Origin of the sequence: Burkholderia ubonensis subsp. mesacidophila, from assembly GCF_002097715.1 — a bacterium.
In the GTDB taxonomy this organism is placed as follows: domain Bacteria; phylum Pseudomonadota; class Gammaproteobacteria; order Burkholderiales; family Burkholderiaceae; genus Burkholderia; species Burkholderia mesacidophila.
On record NZ_CP020738.1, the window covers coordinates 1,453,755 to 1,473,799 of the forward strand.

The 20,045-nt window shown below is 67.7% G+C and carries 17 protein-coding genes and 1 pseudogene; 11 read left to right on the forward strand and 7 right to left on the reverse strand.

Annotated elements, in window-relative coordinates; translation table 11 throughout:
- The first annotated feature begins 8 nt into the window (after positions 1-8).
- The 5 genes from B7P44_RS24085 to B7P44_RS24105 all read left to right on the forward strand — a co-directional run bounded on the left by B7P44_RS24085 (position 9) and on the right by B7P44_RS24105 (position 3,040).
- The gene (locus B7P44_RS24085; RefSeq protein ID WP_084908479.1) at positions 9-746 is read left to right on the forward strand and encodes a helix-turn-helix domain-containing protein; all 738 of its coding nucleotides are present in this window, start codon (positions 9-11) and stop codon (positions 744-746) included.
- Positions 746-1,192: a 6-phosphofructokinase gene (locus tag B7P44_RS37760; protein ID WP_269148833.1), complete on the forward strand. Its 447-nt coding sequence runs from the start codon at positions 746-748 to the stop codon at positions 1,190-1,192. The genes B7P44_RS24085 and B7P44_RS37760 overlap by 1 nt, the downstream gene beginning before the upstream one ends.
- Before the next feature lie 9 nt (positions 1,193-1,201).
- The gene (gene pcaQ, locus B7P44_RS24095) at positions 1,202-2,185 is read left to right on the forward strand and encodes a pca operon transcription factor PcaQ (RefSeq protein ID WP_084908480.1); all 984 of its coding nucleotides are present in this window, start codon (positions 1,202-1,204) and stop codon (positions 2,183-2,185) included.
- A gap of 122 nt (positions 2,186-2,307) precedes the next feature.
- Entirely contained in the window at positions 2,308-2,667 is a 360-nt protein-coding gene (locus tag B7P44_RS24100) for a type II toxin-antitoxin system RelE/ParE family toxin (protein ID WP_084910000.1), read from the forward strand.
- 76 nt (positions 2,668-2,743) lie between these two features.
- Positions 2,744-3,040, forward strand: coding sequence for an XRE family transcriptional regulator (locus B7P44_RS24105; protein ID WP_084910001.1), 297 nt, complete (start codon positions 2,744-2,746; stop codon positions 3,038-3,040).
- Between the two features lies 1 nt (position 3,041).
- Here B7P44_RS24105 and B7P44_RS24110 read toward each other — a convergent pair.
- From B7P44_RS24110 to B7P44_RS24120, 3 genes and pseudogenes are all read right to left on the reverse strand, one after another.
- A pseudogene (locus tag B7P44_RS24110) lies at positions 3,042-4,270 on the reverse strand (APC family permease).
- 174 nt (positions 4,271-4,444) lie between these two features.
- On the reverse strand, positions 4,445-8,821 hold the full coding sequence (locus B7P44_RS24115) for a DEAD/DEAH box helicase (RefSeq protein ID WP_084908481.1): 4,377 nt from the start codon (positions 8,819-8,821) through the stop codon (positions 4,445-4,447).
- Positions 8,822-8,947: 126 nt separating this feature from the next.
- Positions 8,948-9,472, reverse strand: coding sequence for a metal-dependent hydrolase (locus tag B7P44_RS24120; protein WP_084908482.1), 525 nt, complete (start codon positions 9,470-9,472; stop codon positions 8,948-8,950).
- Positions 9,473-9,739: 267 nt separating this feature from the next.
- On the opposite strand from B7P44_RS24120, the gene ggt reads away from it, so the two are divergent.
- The gene (gene ggt, locus B7P44_RS24125) at positions 9,740-11,461 is read left to right on the forward strand and encodes a gamma-glutamyltransferase (RefSeq protein WP_084908483.1); all 1,722 of its coding nucleotides are present in this window, start codon (positions 9,740-9,742) and stop codon (positions 11,459-11,461) included.
- A gap of 135 nt (positions 11,462-11,596) precedes the next feature.
- Here ggt and B7P44_RS24130 read toward each other — a convergent pair whose 3' ends face one another.
- Both B7P44_RS24130 and B7P44_RS24135 read right to left on the reverse strand, forming a co-directional pair.
- Positions 11,597-12,793 carry an MFS transporter gene (locus tag B7P44_RS24130; protein WP_084908484.1) on the reverse strand — a complete coding sequence of 399 codons (1,197 nt, stop codon included), beginning with the start codon at positions 12,791-12,793 and terminating at the stop codon, positions 11,597-11,599.
- A gap of 48 nt (positions 12,794-12,841) precedes the next feature.
- Positions 12,842-13,762, reverse strand: coding sequence for an alpha/beta fold hydrolase (locus B7P44_RS24135; RefSeq protein ID WP_084908485.1), 921 nt, complete (start codon positions 13,760-13,762; stop codon positions 12,842-12,844).
- Positions 13,763-14,011: 249 nt separating this feature from the next.
- On the opposite strand from B7P44_RS24135, the gene B7P44_RS24140 reads away from it, so the two are divergent.
- Positions 14,012-14,482, forward strand: coding sequence for a winged helix-turn-helix transcriptional regulator (locus B7P44_RS24140; protein WP_084910002.1), 471 nt, complete (start codon positions 14,012-14,014; stop codon positions 14,480-14,482).
- A gap of 11 nt (positions 14,483-14,493) precedes the next feature.
- Here B7P44_RS24140 and B7P44_RS37765 read toward each other — a convergent pair whose 3' ends face one another.
- Positions 14,494-14,622, reverse strand: coding sequence for a hypothetical protein (locus B7P44_RS37765; protein WP_265341363.1), 129 nt, complete (start codon positions 14,620-14,622; stop codon positions 14,494-14,496).
- Positions 14,623-15,225: 603 nt separating this feature from the next.
- On the opposite strand from B7P44_RS37765, the gene B7P44_RS24145 reads away from it, so the two are divergent.
- Entirely contained in the window at positions 15,226-16,383 is a 1,158-nt protein-coding gene (locus B7P44_RS24145) for a tetratricopeptide repeat protein (protein ID WP_231716826.1), read from the forward strand.
- Between the two features lie 66 nt (positions 16,384-16,449).
- The gene (locus B7P44_RS24150; RefSeq protein WP_205128725.1) at positions 16,450-17,568 is read left to right on the forward strand and encodes a polysaccharide deacetylase family protein; all 1,119 of its coding nucleotides are present in this window, start codon (positions 16,450-16,452) and stop codon (positions 17,566-17,568) included.
- Positions 17,569-17,696: 128 nt separating this feature from the next.
- Here the strand turns inward: B7P44_RS24150 and B7P44_RS24155 are convergent, their stop codons facing one another.
- Positions 17,697-19,118, reverse strand: coding sequence for a TolC family protein (locus B7P44_RS24155; protein ID WP_084908487.1), 1,422 nt, complete (start codon positions 19,116-19,118; stop codon positions 17,697-17,699).
- A gap of 278 nt (positions 19,119-19,396) precedes the next feature.
- Between B7P44_RS24155 and B7P44_RS35995 the strand changes: the two genes are divergently transcribed.
- Positions 19,397-19,573 (forward strand): hypothetical protein, encoded by a 177-nt coding sequence (locus B7P44_RS35995; protein ID WP_155122498.1) that lies wholly within the window; start codon positions 19,397-19,399, stop codon positions 19,571-19,573.
- A gap of 225 nt (positions 19,574-19,798) precedes the next feature.
- Positions 19,799-19,984: a hypothetical protein gene (locus tag B7P44_RS24160; RefSeq protein WP_059929977.1), complete on the forward strand. Its 186-nt coding sequence runs from the start codon at positions 19,799-19,801 to the stop codon at positions 19,982-19,984.
- Positions 19,985-20,045: the final 61 nt, after the last annotated feature.

The following is a 20,045-nucleotide window of genomic DNA, read 5'->3' on the forward strand; positions in this document are numbered from 1 at the left end:
TACTAATCATGACCGAAACCGCGCAACTCATCGAAACGCTGAAGCGCCTGCTGAAAGCGCAGGGCATGACTTACCGCGACGTCGCCCGTTCGCTCGTGGTGTCCGAGACGAGCGTGAAGCGCCTGTTCGCGAGCGAGCGCTTCACGCTCGAGCGCGTCGTCCAGATCGGCGAGCTGCTCGGCTACACGCTCGCCGAGCTCGTGCAGGAGGCGTCGGCGTCCGCGCCGCGGCTGCACGTGCTGACCGAACAGCAGGAAGCGTTGCTCGTCTCGGACGAGAAGCTGCTGCTCGTCGCCGTCTGCGCGATCAATTACTGGACCGTGGACGACATCGTCGCGGCCTATCGCGTGACGAAGGCCGAATGCCTGAAGTACCTGCTGATGCTCGACCGGATGAACGTGGTCGCGCTGCTGCCGGGCGACCGGATCCGCGTGCGCGTCGCGCGCGACTTCGACTGGCTGCCGGGCGGCCCGATCCGCCGCTACTTCCACGCGCATGCGCTCGGCGATTTCCTCGACAGCCGCTTCGACGGCCCCGGCGAGACGATGACGTTCTCGCAGGGGATGCTGACCGAGGCGGCCGCCGCAGAGCTCGAACAGGAGCTGCGCCGGCTGCGCAGCAAGGCGGCCGCGCTGCATGCGGAATCGTCGTCCGCGCCGCTGGGGCAGAAGCACGGCACCGGGTTGCTGATCGCGAAGCGGATCTGGGAGCCGGCGGGTTTCGAGGCGCTGCGGCGGGCGGCGTGATGGGCGGCGGCAGGCGGCAGGCGGCAAGCGGCAAGCGGCAAGCGGCAAGCGGCAAGCGGCAAGCGGCAAGCGGCAAGCGGCAAGCGGCAAGCGGCAAGCGGCAAGCGGCAAGCGGCAAGCGGCAAGCGGCAAGCGGCAAGCGGCAAGCGGCAAGCGGCAAGCGGCAAGCGGCAAGCGGCAAGCGGCAAGCGGCAAGCGGCAAGCGGCAAGCGGCAAGCGGCAAGCGGCAAGCGGCAAGCGGCAAGCGGCAAGCGGCAAGCGGCAAGCGGCAAGCGGCAAGCGGCAAGCGGCAAGCGGCAAGCGGCAAGCGGCACGGCAAGCGGCAAGCGGCAAGCGGCAAGCGGCAAGCGGCCGGCAAGCGGCAAGCGGCCGCGCGAACGACGCGGGCAGGGCTTGGGAGTTCCCGAAAAGTTATGCAAAATGGCAATTCATCGCCATTCGCATAACCATCTGTTATGACTAACCGTATCGCCGACGGCCGCGTCAAGTTCCGGCACCTGCAGTGTTTCCTTGCGGTCGCGCAGTTGGGCGGCGTGCAGAAGGCGGCCGAGAGCCTGTCGATCACGCAGCCGGCCGTCTCGAAGACGATCGCCGAGCTGGAGTCGATCCTCGGCGTCAGGCTGTTCGAGCGCAGCCGGCAAGGCGCGCGCCCGACGCGTGAAGCGCAGCTGTTCATGCCGCATGCGAACGCGTGCGTGCTCGCGCTGCGCCAAGGCGTCGGGCTGCTGGCGCACGAGGGCGGCGGCGCGGCGGCGACGCTCGAGATCGGGATGCTGCCGACCGTCGCGGCGTCGCTCGCGCCGGCGCTGATGAAGGCGCTTGCCGTTCGCTGGCCGCGCGTCGTCGTGCGGCTCGCGACCGCCGCGAATGCCGACCTGCTCGAACGCCTGAAGGCGGGCGCGATCGAGTGCGCGATCGGGCGGCTGTCGGAGCCGGAGCGGATGGTCGGGCTCGCGTTCGAGCAACTGTACAGCGAGCCGCTCGTCGCGGTCGTGCGCGCCGGACATCCGCTGATGGCGAGCGCGGCGCCGGCCGCCGAGCTGGCGCGCTACCCGGTCGTGCTGCCGCCGTACGGCACGCTGATCCGGCAATCGGCCGAGCAACTGCTCGGCGCGTGCGGTGCGCCGCCGCTGGATGCGTTCATCGAAGTGCTGTCCGTATCGGTCGCGCGCGCGCTCGCGCTCGAGAACGACGCGGTCTGGTTCGTGCCGCAGTACGCGGCCGAATACGACTTGTCGACCGGTGCGCTCGCACGTCTGCCGCTGCCGTCGGCCGGCACCGACGAGCCGGTCGGGCTGATCCTTCGCACCGATGCCGAGCCGTCGCCCGTCGCGCGCACGCTGATCGACGCGGTGCGGGAGATCGCGCGGGCACGGTTCGGTGACGGGCGGCCGGGGGAGGCATCGCAACGCGGCCCGCGGCGCACGCGCGGCAAGTAATACGGCAAAGCCGCGCCGACGCGCTGCCCGACCCGGGCGCGGGAGACTGGCCGGTCGGCTGAGGTTCGCTTTCGTCGCGCTTGGCCTATTGTATCAATTTTGGTACGATGAGCGGCAAGACGATGGCGAGACAGCAATTGCAGGCGACGCTGGCCGTGCGGTTCTTCGGCACGGCCCGTGGAAACGAACCGGTCCGCGAATGGCTCAAGGGTCTCGAGCCGGCGGAGCGGAAGGTGATCGGAGAGGAGGTCAGGACGGTTCAACTCGGCTGGCCGCTTGGCATGCCGTTGGTCCGGAAGATGTCGAAGGATCTGTGGGAGATCCGGGTCTCGCTTCCGACGCGAATCGCGCGAGTCTTCTTCACCGTCGTCGACGATACGATGGTCCTGTTGCACGGGTTCATCAAGAAGTCGCCGACCACACCGCCAGACGATCTCGACGTCGCAAGGTCTCGACTGAAAGCCGTGAGCAACGGCATCTGAATTCCGCGTACGCGGCGCCGGTCGGCGCCATCAAGGACGACCGGGCAGCGGGCAACGCAAAGCAATGGAGTACGACATGACGACCACGAACAACCGCCACATCGGCAGTGACTTCGACGCTTTCCTCGAAGAGGAGGGCATCCTCGAGGAAGTCACCGCAACCGCGATCAAGCGGGTGATCGCGTGGCAGATCGAGCAGGAAATGAAGGCGCAGCACATCACGAAGACCGCGATGGCCGCGCGGATGAAAACCAGCCGCGCGGCGCTCAACCGCCTGCTCGACGAAACCGACACGAGCCTCACGCTGACGACGCTCGCGAGCGCTGCGGCGGCGCTCGGCAAGCGCTTGAGCTTCGAGCTGGTGCCGGCCTGAGTCAACGGCCGCGACCGGCCGCCCGCAGATAGAGCAATGCCGCGCCCGCCAGCAGCAGCGGCCAGACGAAATACCACCCAGTCGTCAGGAACAGCCCGGCGACTGCAACCAGCGAGATCCACGCGCAGCGATGCGCGATGCCGCCGCGCGGCAGCAGTTTCAGCGCCGCCGCGGCGCCCAGCCCATACACCATCACGAAGCAGCCGGACGTGACGAGCACCAGCGGCTTCGGCCCCACGCCGGCGAGCGTCGTTGCACCCAGCGAAAGCGCCGCGAGCGCGGCGATCACGCCGAGGCTGCGGCGCGGCACGCCGCCGAGCTGGCTGCCCTGCGCAAGCCAGGCCGGCAGCGTGTCGTCGCGCCCGAGCGCCGCGCCAAGCTTGGCCGCACCCGCGAGATACGCGTTCATCGTGCCGAGCGTCAACAGCAGCGTCCGGCGGCGGCCAGCACCTGGGCGTGACCGCCGATGCCGCGCGCGATCAGCTCCGCGAGCGGGGCGCCGGATGCACCCGCGGAGGGGCCGAGCAGCGTCACGCTCGCCACTGCCACCGACAGATACAGCAGCCCGACCACCACGACCGCGATGCCGGCCGAACGCGGCATGTCGTGCGCGGGGCGGCGGAATTCGGCCGCGAGTTGGGCGATCGCTTCCCAGCCGGCGAAGCTCCAGACCAGCAGCCCGGCCGCTTGCCCGATCGCGAGCCAGCCGTGCGGCGCGAACGGCTGGAGATTCGACGCGCGCGCGTGCGGGGCCGATGCGAGCACGGCGGCGAGCAGCAGCGTCACGAGCAGCGCGGACAGCACGAGTTGCATCCGCCCCGACACTGTGACGCCGAATGCGTTGGCCGCCGACACGATCGCGATCAGCACGGCGGCCGTGACGACGACCGTCGCATGGCCGCCGCCCGTCACGGCCGCGATGTACGCGGCGCCGAACATCGCCGCGGCCGGCGCGCCAGCGGGCACCGCAAAGTAGAAGCACCAGCCGACGATCGCCGCGGCCTTCGGGCCGAACGCGCGGCGCGCGTAGGTCGACACGCCGCCGGCATCCGGGAAGCGCGCGCCGAGCGCCGCGAACGTGGCCGCGAGCGGCGCGGACAGCACGATGAGCGCCACCCAGGCGAGCAGCGAGGCGGGCCCGGCGAAGTCGGCGGCGAGTGCGGGCAGCGCAATGACGCCGGTGCCGAGCACCGCGCCGATATACAGCGCGGCGCCCTGGAAAATCGTCAGCGAGCCGGCGTGATGAGCGGGAGAGGACGCTGCGACGCGCGGGTCGGCCCGGGAACGCCTGAGGAGATGTCTCCAGAATCGTTGGGATCGGCGCGGGAAGCAGGCGCAGCAGAACGCCCGATGGTAGCGGCGCGTCCGGCCCCGTGCTTGCGGCCGTTCAGTCGTCAGCGGATGTCAGGAGCGGCGCGCGAGCCGCACGCGCGCGTCCTCGCGCGCGGCGGGCGACAGGTCGGGCGCGTAGTGGAATGCGCCGGCGACGAGCGACGCGACCGGCACGCCGTCGCGGAACAGCACGCGATTGCCGGCCAGCGCGGGCACCTTGTCGCCGGGCAGCAGCGTGCCGGCGAGGTTCAGCGGATCGGCGCCCGTCACGCAGACGAACTGGCCGCTGGCCGGTTGCCGCCGTAGCTCGCGCAGGATCGGGATCGCTTCGGGCAGCGCGAACTGTTCGCCCGCCAGCCCGGCGACGAAGCGGCCGCCGCGAATCTCGCCGCGCGCCTCCAGCCGCTGCAGCACGCGCGCCAGTTCGCGCCAGCCCGGCAGCCAGTCGGCTTCGCGTTCGAGCAGCCGCCAGAACACGACGCCGTAGCGGCGCAGCAGCGTCCACGCGATGTGTTCGAGCGCGTCGGGATCGGCTGCGGCGAGCGTGCGCGCCGGCTGACGCTGCGGCGTGTCGACGGGCGGCGCGGGACGCTGCACGAGCGCCCAGCGCCCGGCGTCGTCCATGCCGCCGATCAGCGCGCCGCCACGCCGGGTGCGCGGCGCATAGGTGGCGCTGCGCTTGACCGCCGGCTTCAGCAGCGCGCGCAGTCCCGCGAAGCTGTCCGCGTTCACGAGGCCCGCCGACACGAGTTCGCCGAGCGCCTGTTCGAGTTCGACGGGCAGCATGTGCAGGTCGCCGAGCAGTTCGTCGAAGAACATCGCGCCATGCGCGGCGAGCGCATCGCGCACCTGCGCCGCGCGCGCCGACAGCGCGGGTTGTGCGGCCGGATCGCGCAGCGCCTGCCACGCGGCGAGATCGCGGCGCGGCAGCAGCACGATCGGCGTCGTCTTCACGGGCGTGCCCGCGGCGCGCGCCGGCGCGCCGATGCGGGTCCACACCAGCTTGCCGGAACGGCACAGCTCGTCGATCCCGCCGGTCATGTAATCGGTCAGCCGCGCGGGCAGCAGTGCGTCTTCCCATGCGCTCGCGGCCGCTTCGTAGCCTTCGAGCTGCTCGACGACAGCGGCGAGCGCGTCGCGGCCGGCGCCGCGCGTATCCGGCGTCAGGTGTTGCCAGTGAAACAGGAACCGCATGAAATCGGCGCGCTCGACCGGCTCGATTTCGCGACGCAGGCGTTTCACCGTGTAGCGGTGGATGCGCGCAAGCAGGTGGCGTTCGCACCATTCGTCGCCGGCCGCAGCCGGCGTAAACCGGCCGCGCATCACGTAGCCTTCCTGCTCGAGCGCGGCGAGGGCGGTCGTGACCGCCGCGACGGGCAGGCCGAGCGGCCGCGCGATCGCGTCGAGCGCGAGCGGCCCGAAACCGGTCAGCCGTGCGCGGATCACGTCGACGAGCGCGGCGTCCGCGTCCCAGGGGGCGGCGCACGCGGCGGGCACCTTGAGCGCGGGCGTGCAGCGCGCGTCCGGATGCAGCGCGCGCAGGCACACGAGCCGCTCGACCGGCACCCACAGCGCCGCGCCGCCCGGCGTGACCAGCTTCGCCGCGCGGCGGCGCTCGGCCAGTTCCGCGAGCCACGCGGGCCAGCCGTCGTGCGCGCGCGCTTCGTCGTCGGCGACGCAGGCGAGCGTGAGCAGCGCCTCGTGCATTTCGTCCGCGTCGCGCACGAGCGGCCACGCTTCGTCGCGCACCGCGGCGATCGCGTCGGCGTCGAGCGCGCCGAGATCGTCCGCGGATTCGGGGTCGCTCCAGCGGCGCGCCTGCACCGCCTGCGTGCGGCGCTCCTCGAGCGGCGCGTCGTCGAGGAACGCGTACGGTTTCGCGTTGAGGATCTCGGCCGCGAGCGGCGACGGCGCGGGTAGGTCGCGCGCGACCAGCTCGATCGCGCCGCTTTCGATCCGGCGCAGCAGCGCAAGCCAGCCGTCGGTGTCCATCGCGTCGTGCAGGCAGTCGTCGAGCGTCTGGTCGACGAGCGGATGATGCGGAATCTCGCGCTCGCCGACGATGTTCTCGAGGCACGCGACCTGATCGGGGAACACGGTCGCCAGCAGGTCCTCGCTCTTCATCCGCTGCAGTTGCGGCGCGGTTCGCTTGCCGCCGGTGAAGCGCGGCAGCGCAAGCGCCGTCGTCGCATTCCAGCGCCAGCGCACGCCGAACAGCGGCGCGTCGAGCAGCGCCTGCACCAGCACGTGCTCGGCGCTTGCCGCGCGCAGGTAGCGCCACACCTCGTCGAGCGCGAAGCTGTGCGCGAGCGACAGCGACAGGATGATCGCGTCGTCGGTCGCGGCGGCCTGCAGCTCGAAATTGAACGTGCGGCAGAAGCGCTTGCGCAGCGCGAGCCCCCACGCGCGGTTGATGCGGCTGCCGAACGGTGAATGGATCACGAGCTGCGTGCCGCCCGATTCGTCGAAGAAGCGCTCCATCACGAGCGTGTCCTGCGTCGGCAGCGTGCCGAGCGCCGCGCGGCTGCGCGCCAGGTAATCGACGATCTGCCGCGCGGCGTCGGGTGAAAGCTGCAACGCGTCGACGAGCCAGCGCAGCGCGGGCGCGAGACGGCTTTCGGCGGCGCCCGCCTGCCGGTCGCCCTCGGCGAACAGCGCGTCGAGCCGCGCGCGCAGCCGGCCGACCGCGGTTGACAACTCGTCGCTGCGGCTTGGCGCCTCGCCGAGCCAGAACGGAATGTTCGGCGACTGGCCCTGCGCATCCTCGACGCGCACGCGGCCCGTCTCGACGCGGATGATCCGGTACGACTGGTTGCCGAGCTGGAACACGTCGCCGGCCAGGCTCTCGATCGCGAAATCCTCGTTGACGGTGCCGACCTGGATGCCCTGCGGCTCGAGAAGCACCGCGTAGTCGGCCATGTCGGGGATCGTGCCGCCGGACGTCGTCGCGGTCATCATCGCGTTGCGCCGCCCGCGCACCGTGCCGCCGACCACGTCGCGGTGCAGGTATGCCGCGCGCACGCCGCGCCGGCTGGTGAACCCTTCGGCCAGCATCGTCATTACGTCGTCGAAGCGCTCGCGCGACAGGCGCGCGTAGGGCGCGGCCTGCGTGAAGCTGCGGTACAGCGCGTCTTCGCGCCATTCGGCGCATGCGACCTCGGCGACGATCTGCTGCGCGAGCACGTCGAGCGGCGCCTCGGGAATCCGCAGCGTGTCGAGCTCGCCGCGCCGCACGCAGTCGAGCAGCGCCGCGCACTCGACGAGCTCGTCGCGCGACAGCGGAAAGAGGCGCCCCTTCGGCACGCCGCCGACGTGGTGCCCCGAACGGCCGACGCGCTGCAGGAACGGCGCGATGCCGCGCGGCGAGCCGACCTGGCAGACGAGATCGACGTCGCCGATGTCGATCCCCAGTTCCAGCGATGCGGTCGCGACGAGCAGCTTCAGCTCGCCGCGCTTCAGCCGCTGTTCGGCGTCGAAGCGATGCTCTTTCGCGAGGCTGCCGTGATGTGCGGCGATCGCGCCCTTGCCGAGCCGGTCCGCGAGATGGCGCGCCATGCGCTCGGCGGTGCGCCGCGTGTTGACGAACACGAGCGTCGTGCGGTGAGCGGCGGCGAGCCCGGCGATCCGGTCGTACACCTGTTCCCACACGTCGGTCGCCATCACCGGTTCGAGCGGCACGTTCGGCAGCTCCAGCGCGAGATCGCGCTCGCGCGTATGGCCCGTGTCGACGACCGTGCAGTCGCGCGGTGCGTCGGCGGGGCCGCCGACCAGGAAGCGCGCGACCGCGTCGATCGGCTTTTGCGTCGCCGACAGGCCGATGCGCGGCAGCGCGCGTTGCGCCAGCGCGTCGAGCCGTTCGAGCGACAGCGCGAGATGGCTGCCGCGCTTGCTGTTGGCGAGCGCATGGATCTCGTCGACGATCACCGACCGCACGCTCGACAGCATCTGGCGGCCCGACGTCGACGACAGCAGCACGTACAGCGATTCCGGCGTCGTCACGAGGATGTGCGGCGCGCGCTTGCGCAGCGCGGCGCGCTCGGCCTGCGTGGTGTCGCCGGTGCGCACCGCGGTGCGGATCGCCGGCACCGGCAGGCCGAGCCGCGCGAGCGATTCGGCGATGCCGGCGAGCGGCGCGTCGAGGTTCACGTGGATGTCGTTCGACAGCGCCTTCAGCGGCGACACGTAGACGACGAGCGTCGCGTCCGGCAGCGTGCCGTCGTGCGCGAGCGCGTCGCGCACGAGATCGTCGATCGCGCAGAGGAACGCGGTGAGCGTCTTGCCGGAACCGGTCGGCGCCGCGACGAGCGTCGAGCGGCCGGCCTTGATGTGCGGCCACGCGAGCGCCTGCGCGCCGGTCGGCGCGGCGAACGTGCGCTGGAACCAGGCGGCGACGGCGGGGTGGAACACGTCGAGCACGCTGGCGGCTGGGCGGGTGGCGGTGACGTCCATCGAGGCGGCGAAATAGGACTCAAGCAGGGCTCAAGCAGGGCTCGAGCAGCGGGCAAGCACGCCGATGCCGCACGGCGCGCGCGAACCGTCAGTGTGCCAGACGCGCCGCGTGCGCGCCGGAAGCCGCTACACGCGTTGCAGCCAGCCGAGCCAGTGCTGCAGCGCCGGCGCACGCGTCCATACCGACTGCGCGAGCCACAGCGCGCCGCCCCACGCGGCGGCCACGACGATCAGGTCGCAGTTCCCGCTGTTCCACAGGTTGAGCGAATGCCGCCGCCAGATCCACGGCACGCCGAGCGGGTTGGGCCAGTCGGCGAGCAGGTGCATCAGGCCGCCGCACGCGAAGCCGAACAGCGGCGCGGCCCACAGCGGGTGCGGATGATGGGTGAGCGCATGCCACGCCAGCGCGAGCAGCGCGGCCCAGCCGACGCCCCAGTGCGTGACGGTGCGGTGCGTGATCCACAGGCGGCGCTTGCGGCTCCACCAGGCGAGCTCGAGCCAGTCGGGCGCGGTGCCGCCGGCGACGCCGGCCGCGAAGGCGGCGGGGATGCCCAGGTGCAAGGGGCCGGTCGCGCCGGTCTGCGCGACGAGCACGGCTGCGACCAGGCCGGCCGCGAAGCCGGTCGCGTGATGTGCGTTGTGTGATGCCATACGGAAAGACGAAGAGAAACGAAGCGGCGCGAAAACGAGGGGCGCTATCTTCGCAGATTGGCGCGCGTCGTGGGCGGTTGTCCGACGAATTTCGCGCCGCGATGCAGCGGGCAATGCGGATGCCGGGCATTTCGTCGTGGCTGCCGTGTTTGACCCTTTTTGTCCCCCTATACTACGAAACCGGCGTATGGCCGCCGGCGCGCCAGCGGCCATAAGCGGATCAGGTGCTTTTTCCGGCATGAAGGAGAGCCACATGGGAGACATGCAATGACTACGCTGAATCGCTTCAAATCATCCGCCGTCGCGCTCGCGACGGTGGCCGGCATCGGCTTCCTGCCGAATGCGCCCGCCTATGCGAAGGGTCCGCAACCCGCGGTCCTGACGAGCTCGGCGGTCGCGGTCGCGGACAAGTACAGCGCGGATGCCGCGGAGCGGATCTTCAAGGAAGGCGGCAACGCGATCGACGCCGCGGTCGCGATCGCGTTCGCGCTCGCCGTCACGTATCCGGAGGCCGGCAACATCGGCGGCGGCGGCTTCATGACCATCTACAAGGACGGCAAGCCGTACTTCCTCGACTATCGCGAGCGCGCGCCGCTCGCGGCGACGAAGGACATGTATCTCGACAAGGACGGCAACGTCGTCAAGGGCATGAGCCTGTACGGCCCGCGCGCGGTCGGCGTGCCGGGCACGGTCGCAGGCATGTGGGAGGCGCAGAAGCGCTTCGGCAAGCTGAAGTGGCAGCAGGTGATCGCGCCGGCGATCCACTATGCGCGCGACGGCTTCATCGTCGACGAGCAGCTCGCGCAGCGCGGCGTCGACGCGTCGAAGGAATTCGGCGGCAAGACCAACTTCGACAAGTACTTCGCCGGGATGAAGGCGGGCGTGAACTTCAAGCAGCCGGATCTCGCCGACGTGCTGACGCGGATCTCGAAGGGCGGCGCGAAGGGCTTCTACGAGGGCAAGACGGCCGAGCTGATCGCCGCGTCGATGAAGACCGGCGACGGCAACGGGCTGATCACGGCCGAGGACCTCGCGCAATACCGCGCGACGTGGCGCCAGCCGGTCGAGGCGAGCTGGAACGGCTACCGCGTGATCACCGCGCCGCCGCCGAGCTCGGGCGGCATCGGGCTCGTGCAATTGCTGAAGATGAAGGCGGACCGCAAGCAGGATTTCGAGGGCGTCGCGCTCAACTCGCCGCAGTACATCCACCTGATCGCGGAGATCGAGAAGCGCGTGTTCGCCGATCGCGCGCAATACCTCGGCGACCCCGACTTCTACAAGGTGCCCGTCTCACGGCTGATCAGCGACGCCTACATCTCGAAGCGCGCGGCCGAAGTGAATCCGAAGGAGCCGTCCGACACGAAGAGCGTGCAGCCGGGCCTCGGCACGGAGATGCCCGAGAAGGCGGAAACGACGCACTTCTCGGTCGTCGACAAGTGGGGCAACGCGGTGTCGAACACGTACACGATCAACGGCTACTTCGGGTCGGGCGTGATCGCCGACGGCACGGGCATCGTGCTGAACGACGAGATGGACGACTTCTCCGCGAAGCCGGGCGTGGCGAACATGTTCGGCGTGGTCGGCAGCGATGCGAACGCGATCGAGCCGAAGAAGCGTCCGCTGTCGTCGATGTCGCCGACGATCCTGACCAGGGACGGCAAGGTGTCGCTCGTGATCGGCACGCCGGGCGGCTCGCGGATCTTCACGTCGATCTTCCAGGTGATCAACAACATCTATGACTTCAAGATGCCGTTGAAGGAAGCGGTCGGCGCGATGCGCTTCCATCACCAGCTGCTGCCGCCGAACACGATCTTCTGGGAGCCGTACCACCCGATCGAGGGCGACCTCGCGAAGCAGATCGAGGCGCGCGGCTATACGTTGAAGGGGCAGGATTTCAGCGGCGACATCCAGGTGATCAAGATCGACGGCAAGACGCCGGAGGCGGTCGCCGATCCGCGCGGGCGCGGGGTGACGCGGGTGATTCACTGACCGATCGCGTGCGCGTTCGCGCCAGCGGACGCGCACGCGTATCCGGTCGATGCCGCGGCGCGGTGCGCGCGGTTGCCGCGTGTGCCGCGCCGCACGCGTGCAGGCATCCGGCGCCGGGTGCGTCCGCGTCGTGCTTCACGCCTTTCCTCCCGGGCGGGCCGCGACCACGAGGCACGCGGCGCACGCGACGCCGCCACCCGCCGCGAGCATGACCGCCGACAGCCCGCTGCGGGCGAGGATCGACGCGCCGAGCATCGCGCCGATGCCGGACGCGCCGTTGAACACCGTCGTGTAGAGCGCCGATGCCGGTATCGCGGCCGCGCCGCCTGCGCGCAGCACCCACGTCTGGATGCCGACGAACAACGCGGAAATCGCTGCGCCCCAGGCGAGCAGGCACGCCACCGCCGCTGCAACGCCGGCGTGCGGAGCGAGCCAGCCCAACCCGATCAGCGCGGCACACATTGACAGCAGCGCCGCCACGATCACCCGCTTGAAATGGCGATCGATGGCCAGTCCCGTCAGCACGTTGCCCAGCAGGCCCGCGGCGCCGAACGCAAACAGCAGCAGCGCGACGGCGGAAGGCGCCACGCCCGGCATCTGCCGCAGATACGGCTCGATGAACGTGAACGCGCCGAAGTGGGCGGCGACCGTGAAGATGGCGACCGCATAGGCCATCCACAGCGCGCGATTACGCAGCACCCCGGCGAGCGCGGCGCCGCCGACCGTGCCTTCGGCCCGGATCGTCGGCAACGCGGCGGCCATCAGCAGCGCCGTCAGCAGGCTCAGCCCGCTCAGCGCACCGAACGCCACCCGCCAGTCCCAGTGCTGGCCGATCACATTGACGATCGGCACGCCGAGCACGCTCGCAATCGAGATGCCGCCGAACACGACGGCGGTCGCGAGGCCGAGCCGGTCGCGCGGCGCGATCTGCGTGGCGAGCGCGGCGACCATCGCCCAGAACACGCCATGCGCGAGCGCGCCGGCGATGCGCGCGAGCATCAGCGCCGGGAACGCGGGCGCGACGGCGGATATGCCGCTCGACGCCGCGAGCAGCAACATCAGGCCGATCAGCAGCGGCTTGCGCGGAAAGTGGTTCGGCAGCACGGCCGACAGCAGCGCGCTGCCCGCGCCGATCCACGCGTAGGCCGACACGATGAGGCCGACGGTTGCCGGACGCTCGTGCAGGTCGGCGGCGATCGACGACAGGAGGCCGATCGGCGCGAACTCCGTGACGACGATGCTGAAGGTGGCGACGGCGAGGACGGCGATCGCCAGCCAGCGGTGCAGCGGCGAGACCGCATCGCGCCGGGCCGGCGCAGTGCAGGTGGACATGATGGTGGGCTCCGTTGAGGTGGGACGGGTGGCTCGGGCGAAACGCGCTCAGGTGTTGCGGATGAATTGCGCGATCCGGATTGCGACGGCTTCCGGCGCGTCTTCGAGGCAGTAGTGGCCGACGCCCGCGAGACGCTCGACGGACGCCGCCGGGAACAGCGCGGTGAAGAGCGGCAGGAAATGCTCGGCCGCGAGCGTGCGGTCGGCTTCTCCCCAGATCGCGAGCGCGGGCTTGTCGCCGATCGCGCGGACGGTCGCCGCGTCCGGCATCTCGAACCGGTGCGCGCCGGTGGCGAAACCCTGCGCCCAGCCGATCGCGCCGACGCAATCGGCCGGGCTCGCGAACGGCGCGCCGTAGGCGGCGAGCCAGTCGTCGGTGATGATCGCGTGGTTCTCGAAACCGTTGAGCTTCAGCGTGCTCAGGATGTTGAAGCCGAGCTGCCCGAGCACGGATGCGAGGCTGCCGTCCGCCGCCGCGCCGGCGATCCAGCGGAACCACGGCGAAGCGCGGCCGTTCGCCGTCACGCGATCGGCGAGGTCGGGCTGGCCGAACGGCGTCGGCGCATTGGCCGACACAACGCGGCGGATGCGTTGCGGGTGGCGGGCGGCGAGCCCCATGCCGACCGGGCCGCCGAAATCATGCATGACGAGGGTCACGCGGTCGAGGTCGAGCGCGAGGACGAACCGCTCCAGGTTGTCGACGTGGTCCCGCAGCCAGTAGCTGCGGCCGGGCGGCGTTTCGCTTTTGCCGAACCCCATGTGATCCGGAACGACGACGCGGTGAGTGGGGCTCAGCACCGGGATCAGGTGGCGAAACAGATAGCCCCAGGTGGGCTCGCCGTGCAGGCACAGCACCGTCTCGCCGTCGCGCGGCCCTTCGTCCACGTAGTGCATCCGGAAACCGGATGCGTCGTCGAAATGCGGGGTGAACGGAAAAGTGCCGCCAAACGTGGCGTCGAACCGGATCATCGGGCGCTCCCTTCGAGAGTCGGGGTGACGGGCAATGTGGTTTCAAGTTGAAACCGATTGGCATCGTAGGCGAGGTGGTTTCAATTTGCAACCGTTAGAGTTGTCAGGTCGTGCGGGATCGTCGCGCTGCATGTAGCGCTGAAATTGCGGCGGTTACGTGTCACGCCACGTCATTCGAAAGCGATTGATTTCCGGCATGAAGGGTTTTATATTGCAACCGATTGCATGCACGGCAGGCAGGACGTATCGATGAACAGGCGAACCACTCACGAGGACTCTTTATGCGGCGTCGCGCGCCCGCTGGACGCGATCGGCGACTGGTGGTCGCTGCTGATCGTGCGCGACGCATTCGACGGCCTGAGCCGGTTCGGCGAATTCCAGAAGAACCTCGGTCTGGCGAAGAACATCCTGGCCGCCCGTCTGCGCAACCTGGTCGCGCACGGCATCCTGGATGCGGTGCCCGCGGCCGACGGCGGCGCGTACCAGGAATACGTGCTGACCGAGAAGGGGCGCGGCCTGTTTCCGCTGCTCGTGGCGCTCCGGCAGTGGGGAGAGGATTTCTTCTTCGCGCCGGACGAGGCTCACGTGCTGCTGGTCGACCGGAAGACCGGCCTGCCCGTCAGGAAGCTGGAGTTGCGCGCGCAGGACGGGCGCGTGCTCGGGCCGGAAGACACGGTCGTGGTGCCGCCCCCGACGGCGGACGCGCCGCAGCGGGACTGACGCCGCGCCCGTCACTCCACGTGGGCGCCGTCCGTCGCATTGCGCTGCAGGAAGCTTTTCAGCTTGAGCGTGTCGAGATAGCTGCCGAACCGCTTCTGCCGGATGTTCATTATGTCGCGCCGGCTTTGTGTCACGTTCAATGCAGTCTCGGTTCTCGTCGCTCAACTCACCGCAGTGCGACGCATTGAGTGGTGAGAATGTATTCGGAACGGGCAGAATTCAGCTTCTCGCGACTGCACAGCGATCGATGCCGCGTATATACGCAACTTCTCCAGGTACGACGAAGTACATCGAAAGAAGGCGAAGTTTGATATTGAGCACGCTTTTTTGAGTGCTGCATTGTCTGGTCATGCTGAATTCTTCCTTAGTCGCGTCGACGGATGTGATGCGGCGAGGAGACGAGCCGGCGGGCTTTTCGCTGTTGCTTATTGCGATTGGGGCGTTGCTTGGCCGAATTGCGATTGACGGGATTTAACAATTTTTTGTAATCGACTGTCTGATTGGTCGGCGGTGTAAGTGCTGCTTGGACTTATCGGATTTATGGATTCGTTTCCCGTGTAGAATGCGTGTCGGCAAATCTTATGGCAGGCATTTGACCGCTTGAAGATATTGGTTGCGGTCACCAGGATAAGCCAGGCCGAATGATAGAGGCTTGAATAGACCCGCGGTTCTCGACAACGCACATTGTCGTTCCATCGTCACTTTTCTCAAGGATCCACATGCTCGGAAGTACTCGATTTTTGATGGCTGCACTGGCCCTGTCGACCGCGATTGGCGCCCACGCCGCTGACTCCCGCGTGCAGGTACTTAGCGCAACCGTCAAGGACCAGAAGATAGCCGGTGCGTCGGTCATTCTCCAGAAAAACGGCGAGCAGTCGGTTACAGCCACGACGGACGCGCAAGGCCAGGTGTCGATTGATGCCGGTGTGCTGTCCGACGGAGCGTCGCTGATCATCATCAAGAAGGACGGTTATTCGAATCTCGTCGCCAAATGCCCGTGCACCGGCCTTACCTACGCGTTGAGCCCGGTGATGCGCAACCTGGACGGCCTGCGCGTGGTACTGACTTGGGGCGCTACGCCGCGAGACCTCGATTCGCACATCGCCTATCCGGGCAATCACGTTTACTTCAGAAGCAAGCGTGGCGCCGATGCGAACCTCGACGTCGACGACACCGATGGCTATGGCCCGGAGACCGTCACGCTCGAGCGCAAGCGCGACGGCGACACCTACGTGTATGCGGTGCACGACTATACCGACCGCGACGCCCCGGGCACGATGGCACTGTCGCAGAGTCAGGCGAAAGTGTTCGTCTACGTAGGCGAATCGCTGGTACGCACCTACTACGTGCCGCGAAACCAGCCGGGCAATCTTTGGACCGTGTTTCGCATCTCTGGAGCGGGCGAGTTCCAGGACATCAATACGATGCGCGGCGTGAGAGTGGGCCCCGAAGATGTCCTGAACACGCTCGCCGACGTTGGCGATGAACGCAACCGTGTCGTGGCCGCCAACCAGGCGCCGATCGATTCCGAACGCGCACGCGCATTCAATCAGTCCGGTGAAAAGGCCTATCGCAACGGTCAACTGGACGAGGCGATCGTTCTGTACGGTCAGGCTATCGAGCAGGATCCGAATTACGGGCAGGCTTATAGCAACCTCGGCCTGGCCTATCAAAAGGCAGGGCGCAGTGCAGAGGCGATCTGGGCCAACCGCAAGGCGATTGCACTCGCCAGCGGCGCCACCGCTGCTACGGTGCGCGCGAGCTCTTACTACAACATCGGCCGGATGTACGAATCCGCCGGGCAGTTTGCCAGCGCACTGGAAAACTACAAGGCGGCCAAGCGCGAAAAAGACAATCCGGTCTACGACAAGGCCATCCAGCGCGTCAGCGCGCGTTCGTAATCAACCCGGCCCCCGCGAGCGGGGGCATGTTCCGTGAGAGTTCCGCCTATGCGCAAATGCGCTGCCGTGTTCAGTCTGCTGGCAATGGCCGGTCTGGCTCAGGCCGCCGGCCCAGGCGCGGTCGCGTCTGTCGACCGCAGCCTCTGGCCGGATCCTGCCGCTTCCTCGGCGGGTTTCGACCGGGCCTCCCGCGCGGAAATGCTCAGCTTTGCGCATGCATTGAGCGAAAGCGAGCATGACGGCGACGGTACGCTGCGCGATCGGCTCAAGCTGAAGCAGATCGACCGGGACGCGATCGACCGTGTGCGCACGATTTACTGGCGCCGTCTGGCAGCGAACTACACGCGGGCATCCGTCCATTGTCTTCGGGACGAACCGTTCTGCCTGGGGCCGCTCGACGAGACGGCGTTCAGGAAAGCTGCGGCGGCTTTTACGCGCGCCCCCGACGATCGCTACGCAGCGTGGTTCGCGGCGTCTCAGCGGTTCCACCGTACCTATCTGGACGAATTGCTGCGTCTCGCGTCACTGTTCCCGCGCACCAGCAGCGAAGTGGCGACCTATTCGAGCAGCGAACTGAGCGGCGACGAATTGTCCGATCGGCATTTCCTGCTTACCTTCGACGATGGTCCCACCCGCACTGGCGGTAACACCGACAAGTTGCTGAATACGCTGCGCAAGCAACATCTCAACGCAACCTTTTTCGTGCTGGGCGAGCCGTTGCAGACGCGGCTGCAGCAAGACGCACCCGGCGAACTCTCTCGCACCTACCAAGGTATGTGCGTGGGCTCGCATGGCTGGCAACACAAGTCGCACAGCGCATGGCCGCAATGGCAGGACTCGGTTACGCGCAGCATTGGCCTTGTCAAAAACAGCTTGCCTTCCAGCTATGTACCGCTGTTTCGGCCTCCGTATGGCCAGCGTCGCGCTGACAGCGGCGCGTTCTTCGATGCCCGAGGCTTGCATGTGGCGCTGTGGAACATCGATTCGCAAGACTGGAACAGCAAGGTGGACGCCGATCAGGTCAAGCAGCGAGTGTTGACGCTGATGCTCCTCTGGCGTCGTGGCGTCATTCTGTTTCACGACATCCACGAGAAGGCGCAGACCGTTGTGCCGTGGCTGGTCGATCAGACCAACGGAACGGACCTCCAATGGGTTGACTGTCATACGTACGGACTCGATGGTTGACGTGCCGCGACGCCGTTGATCCAGGGGCGGCGTGTCGACGCCGACACCCGGACCGGCGTCGACGATCACGACATGCAGCCGCACGCACGCGATGCGGCGCGCACGGCGCCGGATGTGCGCCACAATCGTCACTCCTCGCGCGTGCGTCCCGCCGCGTTGCCCTCCAGGAAGCTGTCCACCGCCACCAGCGACTGCTCGTCGAGCGTCCCCAGCACGCTCTTCAGCTTCAGCTGCAGCTTGAGCGCGTCGAGATAGCTGTCGAACAGCTTCTGCCGGATGCCCGAGATGTCGCGGCGCAGGTTCAGCGTTTCGTAGGTCGTGCTGTACCCGACCTGATGCGCCTTCAGCGACGCGTCGTACGCGAGCCGCGCGGCTTGCAGCGACTGCTGCAGCGCGCGGATGCGCGTGCCGATCGATTCGAGCGCGGACAGCGCTTCGCGATGATCGGTGCTCAACTGCTCCTCGACCTCGCGCAGCCGGTTGCGATACTGCGTCGTCACATGCTCGGCCTCGACCTGCCGGTAGTACACGCTGCCGCCGGAGAAGATCGGAATCGTCACCTGCACGCCGACCGCGCTCTGGTGGAAGTCCGAGCGATCGGTCAGCCCGCGCAGGTTCGGGTTGAGCCCGCGCGAATACGACGCGAACAGGTCGACGGTGGGCAAGTGCTCCGCGCCGACGCGCTTCGCGGCGAGGCGTGCGACCTCCACATCGCGATACGCCTGCCGGTACGCCGGATTGTGCTGCGGCGCGTAGTCGCCCGACGGAATGCGCGGCGATGTGCCGCGCAACGCGAGACGCGGCCAGCGCGCGAAATCGATCGTCGCGCCGAGCAGGGTTTCGTAGCGCGCCTTGCGTGCATCGACGTCGGTCTGTGCGAGGGCTTCGTCCGACTGCGCGAGACTGCGGCGCGCCTCGATCTCCGCGGTGTCGCCGATCGTCTTCATGCCCAGTTGCGCCATGCGGCGCGTATCGCTTTCGAGCCGCATCAACGCGCTCACTTCGTCGTCGGCCGACTGCAGTTTTTCGCGCGCGCTCAGCAGGTCGAAGCACGCGTTCGCGACGCGCATGATCAGGTCCTGCTTCGCGACTTCGAGCTTCTGCTTCGCCGAATCCTCGTATTCGGTCGCGCGGCGCATGTCGTAAAGGTAGGGGAGGTTGAACAGCGCCTGCGTGACCTGCGCGGCGCCGTACGCGGCCTTGCTCGTGCCGCTGACGTCGATGCCGAACAGGTTCGCGTGCGTGCCGTAGCGCCCCCATTCGAGCTGCGCGCTCGCCTGCGGCAGCATCAGCGCGCGCGCCTCGGGAAATTTCTGCCGCGCCGCGTCGTATTCGCTCTGCGCCTGCTGGTAGCGCGGATCGTGCGCGACCGCGTACTGGAACGCGGCGTCGAGGCAGAACGCATGCGCGTTCGCGGTGCCCGTTACCACGATTACAGCGGCCAATGATAGCGTTGCGATTCGAGTGTTCCTCCTAAATCGATTTCTTGATAGGGAATTACCCGTATATCGAAAAATCGATGTGTGGCGCGCGCGCCGCGTTTCAAACATGGCTATCTCCGTTCCGTCCCCGTTCCGCAACGCACTGCGGCCGAATTTAAACGTTTCAAAAATAAAATTCAAACGGCGTAAATTTGTGCTGCTCCCGATGCGAGGCAAAACACCTGCGTAAGAGTGTGTCCTCCATTGAATTGGGAGGCGCTCGCATGATAGCCTGAATTCGGCTGGTAATCGCAGTGATTATTACATTTAAAGTCGCTTGATGATTAAAAGCCGTTTTTTAGTCAATGCAGGTTCTTTGCATCATCTTTATTTTTTACGAGGAGAGAATGATGAAGGTCATGACGACGGAACAGGTCAGGAATGTGCATGGCGGCGGCCCGATCAGCTCGCTGGGCAGCCTTGCGGTGGACGCTGCGCCGCTGGTGACGGCGCTCGGCCAATTCCTGCCGAGCCTCGGCAATTACCTGCAGAACCCGAAGACGTTCAATAACACCGGCAAGTAATTTTGCCGTGCGCGGGGAGGCGCCCCCCGCGCGATGTGAAATGGAAAAAGAGTAAAAAATGCAGTCGCCGCAGAAATAATTACGGGAAATCGCAATGAATGATTTCCGTGCGGCGATTATCAGGAGGAAGGAATGCGGATATGGCTGAAATAATTCAAACACACGGTTGATTTCGATCTGCTGACGGTTTGAAGGCATTCCGAAAACATGATGAAGGCCACAAAAATGAGAGACATCACGGAAGAGCAGGCCCGCCGGATCCGGGGCGGGGCGTCGTCGTACTCCAATTCGGCCGCCTATACGGTCGACCTCGTCAACCAGTCGATCGGTTCCACCTTGCAAGGGCTGATGTCCCAATACCAGGCCCGCGTCGTCGAGCAGTTCCGGATGTCGCTCGGCTCCGAACACTGAACCGGCGGCCACGCCGTTCCGCCGCCGCAGCCGGTCCGCCCGGCTGCGCCCCTGCGTTTTG

Coding starts and splice junctions, on each gene's coding strand:
- B7P44_RS24115 (WP_084908481.1), bottom strand. CDS start 8,821: ATGGACGTCACCGCCACCCGCCCAGCCGCCAGCGTGCTCGACGTGTTC.
- B7P44_RS37760 (WP_269148833.1), top strand. CDS start 746: ATGGGCGGCGGCAGGCGGCAGGCGGCAAGCGGCAAGCGGCAAGCGGCA.
- B7P44_RS24145 (WP_231716826.1), top strand. CDS start 15,226: ATGGCTGCACTGGCCCTGTCGACCGCGATTGGCGCCCACGCCGCTGAC.
- B7P44_RS24105 (WP_084910001.1), top strand. CDS start 2,744: ATGACGACCACGAACAACCGCCACATCGGCAGTGACTTCGACGCTTTC.
- ggt (WP_084908483.1), top strand. CDS start 9,740: ATGACTACGCTGAATCGCTTCAAATCATCCGCCGTCGCGCTCGCGACG.
- B7P44_RS35995 (WP_155122498.1), top strand. CDS start 19,397: ATGATGAAGGTCATGACGACGGAACAGGTCAGGAATGTGCATGGCGGC.
- B7P44_RS24085 (WP_084908479.1), top strand. CDS start 9: ATGACCGAAACCGCGCAACTCATCGAAACGCTGAAGCGCCTGCTGAAA.
- B7P44_RS24130 (WP_084908484.1), bottom strand. CDS start 12,793: ATGTCCACCTGCACTGCGCCGGCCCGGCGCGATGCGGTCTCGCCGCTG.
- B7P44_RS24160 (WP_059929977.1), top strand. CDS start 19,799: ATGAGAGACATCACGGAAGAGCAGGCCCGCCGGATCCGGGGCGGGGCG.
- pcaQ (WP_084908480.1), top strand. CDS start 1,202: ATGACTAACCGTATCGCCGACGGCCGCGTCAAGTTCCGGCACCTGCAG.
- B7P44_RS24155 (WP_084908487.1), bottom strand. CDS start 19,118: ATGTTTGAAACGCGGCGCGCGCGCCACACATCGATTTTTCGATATACG.
- B7P44_RS24140 (WP_084910002.1), top strand. CDS start 14,012: ATGAACAGGCGAACCACTCACGAGGACTCTTTATGCGGCGTCGCGCGC.
- B7P44_RS24100 (WP_084910000.1), top strand. CDS start 2,308: ATGGCGAGACAGCAATTGCAGGCGACGCTGGCCGTGCGGTTCTTCGGC.
- B7P44_RS24135 (WP_084908485.1), bottom strand. CDS start 13,762: ATGATCCGGTTCGACGCCACGTTTGGCGGCACTTTTCCGTTCACCCCG.
- B7P44_RS24120 (WP_084908482.1), bottom strand. CDS start 9,472: ATGGCATCACACAACGCACATCACGCGACCGGCTTCGCGGCCGGCCTG.